The organism is Cryobacterium sp. TMT3-29-2 (assembly GCF_004564305.1).
In the GTDB taxonomy this organism is placed as follows: domain Bacteria; phylum Actinomycetota; class Actinomycetes; order Actinomycetales; family Microbacteriaceae; genus Cryobacterium; species Cryobacterium sinapicolor.
In genome coordinates this window covers 1-4,897 of the sequence record NZ_SOGK01000105.1, presented here as the reverse complement: position 1 = coordinate 4,897, position 4,897 = coordinate 1, and the positions used below count along the sequence as shown (strand labels likewise).

6 protein-coding genes and 1 pseudogene are annotated in these 4,897 nt (G+C 59.9%); 5 read left to right on the top strand and 2 right to left on the bottom strand.

What is annotated here, in order from left to right; translation table 11 throughout:
* The 5 genes from E3O67_RS17260 to E3O67_RS11785 all read left to right on the top strand — a co-directional run.
* Positions 1–237, top strand: a 237-nt coding sequence (locus E3O67_RS17260; RefSeq protein WP_206750565.1) for a hypothetical protein, incomplete at its 5' end; no start/stop codon positions are given.
* Between the two features lie 166 nt (positions 238–403).
* Positions 404–1,054: a hypothetical protein gene (locus tag E3O67_RS11800; RefSeq protein WP_135102786.1), complete on the top strand. Its 651-nt coding sequence runs from the start codon at positions 404–406 to the stop codon at positions 1,052–1,054.
* A gap of 64 nt (positions 1,055–1,118) precedes the next feature.
* Positions 1,119–1,397 carry a hypothetical protein gene (locus tag E3O67_RS11795; protein ID WP_135102785.1) on the top strand — a complete coding sequence of 93 codons (279 nt, stop codon included), beginning with the start codon at positions 1,119–1,121 and terminating at the stop codon, positions 1,395–1,397.
* A gap of 144 nt (positions 1,398–1,541) precedes the next feature.
* Positions 1,542–1,874: a hypothetical protein gene (locus E3O67_RS11790; protein WP_135102784.1), complete on the top strand. Its 333-nt coding sequence runs from the start codon at positions 1,542–1,544 to the stop codon at positions 1,872–1,874.
* A gap of 270 nt (positions 1,875–2,144) precedes the next feature.
* The gene (locus E3O67_RS11785) at positions 2,145–2,405 is read left to right on the top strand and encodes a hypothetical protein (protein WP_135102783.1); all 261 of its coding nucleotides are present in this window, start codon (positions 2,145–2,147) and stop codon (positions 2,403–2,405) included.
* A gap of 818 nt (positions 2,406–3,223) precedes the next feature.
* Here the strand turns inward: E3O67_RS11785 and E3O67_RS11780 are convergent.
* Positions 3,224–3,550, bottom strand: coding sequence for an integrase core domain-containing protein (locus E3O67_RS11780; protein ID WP_167726604.1), 327 nt, complete (start codon positions 3,548–3,550; stop codon positions 3,224–3,226).
* Between the two features lie 539 nt (positions 3,551–4,089).
* Positions 4,090–4,753: pseudogene (locus tag E3O67_RS11775) on the bottom strand (IS5 family transposase); the annotation flags it as partial.
* Positions 4,754–4,897 lie beyond the last annotated feature (144 nt).

Here is a 4,897-nt window from a genome sequence, read left to right as displayed (position 1 = left end):
GACAACATCGCGGCGGAACTCGGGCGGGTAGGGCTTGGGCATGATGACATCTTTCCAGCGAAGACGAATCTCCACAGGTCAGGAGTCAACCAAACCGGGGGCAGTCCCGAATCACCCCCGCCCAAGCCATGCAACGACTACTCTCAAACCCAGCACAGCCCATCGTTGCAACGACCACTTGAAACCGCCGAACCCTTGCGGGCGATCAACCGTGAATGTCGGCTTCTGCTGCGCTGAGTTTGCTAACGGGTCGTGATCATCGCCGCCCTACGCGTCAGGGGAGTGGCTTCGCACACTGATCTGGGTATCGCAGACGAACCGTGTCCCCGCAAGCGCCGACTTGCGCGGCCCCAGGAGCGACTGGATAACTGGGAACAGTAATGACACTCAAGAGGGGGATTTCATGAGCAGGAAGTTCGTAGTTGTTACGGGTGCCGTAGTTTCGCTGCTGATATTCGGGGTCACAGGCCCAGTGAATGCGGCGGAGGATTCGGGTGCGGCAATCGCTGATTCCGACCATGGCTGGTATGCCGTTTCGCCAGCCACGGGGGAGGTATTCGTTCCTGGCGAGACGGATATTTGGGCGCCCCCGGAATCCGAGCCAGGCACAGTATCTCCAATGCTTCTAGACCCGGCCGATTGGTGGGAGTGCCACAACAACAACAACTCGAGCTGGGTGATTGTCGACTACCCATACTGGTGGGACGGGAACAAGAAGACGATGAAGCTTGAGTGCGGGGTCTCGGAGTCCTACGGGTGGTTCCACATTCGCGACGGGCACATGGACCAGTGGAAGGCACGCATCACCCAGGCGACGCCCGGCGCAAATACCGATCCCTGGGACGACCTGATGTGGTGGGGAGCCACAGGCGCACTGGATTATCCATTCAACAGTTCGGGCCCCACGAATGGGAAGCTCTGCGTCACGACACAGATCGACATGTATAACAGGAGCACCCAGCAGTACGTCTACACCTTCTATCCGACATACTCCTGGTCGCTGACGAACGACAGGCTGATCACTGGCTACCCGTCGACCAATCCAGGCTGTTGAGCGGAGATCCCTCTTGAACAGTTCATCCGACCGCACGACCGTTCGCCTCCTCAACGATGGACCGATGAAGTGGCCTCTGTGGTTTGGCAACGCGCTTGCTGATGATCGAAGCCGGCAGCGGATCTCGCGTCCTCTTGAGTTGGAGCTTCTGGAATGGACGAGGTTTTACCACGAGCACTATGACGACGAGTGGGACAGCGAAGAGAACGCCATGCGCTACAACGAGACGGGACGTGCTGTCGCACAGCGAGTATCAGCGGAGCTCGGCTCGGACTATCGCGTTCTTGTGCAGCTCCAGCGAACGGCATCAGAACCGCAGAGGTGGATCGAAGTGGGCGTCTAGGCTCTGACCCGACTTTGACGGACACCGGTTCAGTGCCAATCCGCCGAAGCTCCAAAGTCTCGGGGGAGTGGCGCTGGGGAACCCTTTGCGGATCGCTGGAGCGGTTGCGTCGTCTGCAGGGGCGAGACCTGCGAGACTCACCGCATGACACTGCAGACGAGTACTCAGAAACAATCTGCTGTGTCTCCGGTGCTCATCGGATTCGTGGGGATGATCGTCGTTCCGTTCTTCATCGTGCTCGCGACCAACTCCTGGGACGCTCCAGACACAGCAGACTTCGTCCGGATGGCGTTTGGTACCGTAATCGCCTCCACCTTGGCGTCGATGGCGGCTTGGTGGCTGGCGTCCAACCGGATGAAAGCGGGTCGGAGTGACCGTTACTGGTTCTGGGGCGTTGCTGGCATCGTCACTCTTTCCTCAATTGGCAGCATCTCCAGTGCTGCTGAGACTCTGTTGGTGCAATTGAACAATTCATAGATCGACAATCCGCGGCCGGACCGGTCCTCAGCCCGCGTCGAAGGAAGGTTATTCATGGCTTCTCGAACATCCAGGCTCTCTCTGGTCGTACTTGTCGTGTTGGTCCTCAGTGGGTGTTCGGCTGGTGTTGGTGCCAGCGGTACAGCGTCGGCTGCCGGGGGAGCGATCGAGTTGGCGGTATCGCAGACTTGCGATGGTGGGGCGAACCTGCAGTGCGTTCAGGTCAATGGCGAGAATGTTGTTCTCCCATCCGCACTTAAGCGAGCTGGAGTGAAGGATGCCACCATCGCCGAAGGTGAGGGCCAGAACGCGGTTGACGTGACGTTCACCGAAGACGGGGCGATCGTCTTTAACGCCCTCACGGTGAAGGCCGTCCAAGCCGGGGATTCAGCGCGCCTGATTATCAAGATCGGCGGGGAGATACAGGCTGCCGTCGTGGTGATGGAGGCCATGGAGGGTGATCATGTGCAGATCAGCGTCTCTCCAGACGACAACGCCCAGAAAATCGTGGACCTGATTCACAAAGGCTGATGGCGATGGTGCATCCGGACAAATTCGGGAGAGCGTCGAGGATGAGCTGTGCTGAGCCCAGGTCGTAGCGGTGCCCAAGGGGAAAGTAAATTGAGGTCAAACGTCGATGGATAAGAAGCGAATGCAGCAATCCAACCGGGTCTTGAAGGTAGGGCCGCCAGCTTCCGGGCAACTGGCTAGGCCAGCGGCCGTGACTTACGCCATTCTTTCGATCACGGCAGGCGCTGGTCTGGCCTTCATCGTCGCGACAGGGGGACTCGTCAATGCGCCGTGGGCTACAGCGCAGGCCGTAACCATAATCTTGGTGGCCGTGAGCTTCGCCGTGGCTAGTGCGTGGTTTGTTGCGTTGCCCGTTGTAGCCGGGCTTCTTGCGACTAGGGGGCGTCGCTGGCCAGCGATCTATCTGACAGTGTTCGCAGCGACTCAGGTACTTACGCTCGGGTTGTCGCCCGTGTTGGGAGTGCTATCGTCGCTCCTCACTGTGCTCGGTTGTGTGCTGCTCTGGTTGCCAAAATCACGCGCCTATTCAAAGTCGATTTCATCTCATCGACGTGAGTTGCGCCGCTCATGACGGCTGCCAGGTCCGTTTCCTGGCCGGGCTGGGTGGACTTGTTGAGGCAGGCAACCGTGCGCGGGACGAGGACTGCCTCGGCCTGATGCAACCTGCCGGTCAAGCGATGCCAATCCGTGATCGCCACTGCGAGAGCAAACCCGGTAATTGCTCACCCTGTGCGGTCGCTGCCCGCGACTTGAGGAGAAAGTCCCAGTGGCCTTGACCCCGGAGAGTNGTGGCCTTGACCCCGGAGAGTGGACACGGGTTAAGCGGCGAGTTGGATCTCTGCGGCCTGTGACGAGTATTGCATCTCGAAGTCCACTGGCGTGACGTGCCCGATCGAGGAGTGCCGGCGGCGGCGGTTGTAGCGGTCCTCGATCCAGTCCGCGACGCCGCGGATCGCGCGGGCTCGGGTGGGCCAAACCCGGCGGTAGTAGAACTCGGTTTTCAGGGTCGCGAAGAAGCTCTCGGCCATGGCGTTGTCCCAGCAGATCCCGGTGTATCCCATCGACCGGGTGATGCCGTTCTGGGCGGCGAAGACGGTGATCTGTTCCGACGCGTATTGGGCGGATTCAAGTGGTGTCTGCAACACCGGTTTGATTGGTTGGGTTCGAGACCTTAGGCCATTCAGCGCGACAGGTGGGTTGTGTCGCTGCGGCGTATCGAGCGGTGGGGATCGTCCTCGACGGCCCGCCGAGCCGCGTCTGTCAGGATCAAGGCATGAATACTCGATTCGCCGCGGCAGCACTCTTAGTCTTCGCGCTCACCGGATGCGCGGCAGCGGACACTACCCCCACATCGCCATCGACCGTCGATGCGTCTCCCAAAATCACGCGGTCGGCCCCGCCGACCGCGGTAGGAGGAGGTCAAATTCCCCCGGCCTTTCTAACTGGTGTGGAACGCCTCTTCCCGGACCAGGAACCCGCGGGGCTCTATGAGGCAGCGGGAATTACTTGCGTCTCCCTTGACAAGAACGAAGGAGACTATGACCAAGTAGCGAAAGCCCTGATTCTTGACGTCCAGATAACGTCTGAGCAGGCAGCCAAATTCTTGGAGCTGTCAGCAACCTACATTTGTCCAGGGCAACTCGACTCCTACGAAGCATGGCTGAACACCGGCGGGAAGGATCGACTAGGGCGTGTCTCCTAATTCGTGTAACCAGACGATGATGGCGCTCAGAACAGCTCCGCCTCGGTAGGTGAGGGTGAGTTTGTCGTAGCGGGTGGCGAGTCCGCGCCACTGCTTGAGGGTGTTGAACGAGCGCTCGATGACGTTGCGGCGCTTGTAGGCCTCTTTGTCGAGGTCGACCGGGCGGCCTCCGTTTCGGCCGCGGCGTTTCCGGTTGGCGACCTGGTCGGAGCGTTCCGGAATGACGACCTGGATGTTGCGTTTTCGCAGCATGGCCCGGTGCGCTTTGGCCGAATAGGCCTTGTCTGCAAGCACCCGGTCGGGTCGAGTGCGAGCCCAGCCGGGGCCGATCCGATCGACGCTGAGCGAAGCCATGACCTCTGGAAACATGGGCGAATCGCCGCCCTGCCCGGTGCCAAGCAGCACCACGAGTGGGCGCATTTTTCCGTCGCAAAGCTGGTGAATCTTGGTGGTCAAACCACCGCGGCACCGGCCAATGGCGTGGTCAGGAGGCTCTTCCAGAAGATTCGTGTAATTCGACAGAGCCCCCCGTGGTGCGCGGAAGGTTCGTCGCGTGTTGATGTGCCCGATTCACCGTCGAATCCACCGACACCTCCCAATCGATCTTGCCCGCCGCGTCGGCCTCGGACAGCAACCTAGTCAGAATTGTCAGCGCTCCTCGAAAAGTAGACCAGTAACGCTGACAGTTTCAAGCGGTCAATGCAAGGGTGTGGTTCCGGTGACCTCCTAATCTGCTTCTTAGGAGGAGTGAAATGGGACGGAAACCAAAACCACCGGAGCAACGCATGGC

Bases quoted from the DNA above. Each gene is read 5' to 3' on its own strand.
- E3O67_RS11800 (WP_135102786.1), top strand. From the start codon at position 404: ATGAGCAGGAAGTTCGTAGTTGTTACGGGTGCCGTAGTTTCGCTGCTG.
- E3O67_RS11795 (WP_135102785.1), top strand. From the start codon at position 1,119: ATGAAGTGGCCTCTGTGGTTTGGCAACGCGCTTGCTGATGATCGAAGC.
- E3O67_RS11790 (WP_135102784.1), top strand. From the start codon at position 1,542: ATGACACTGCAGACGAGTACTCAGAAACAATCTGCTGTGTCTCCGGTG.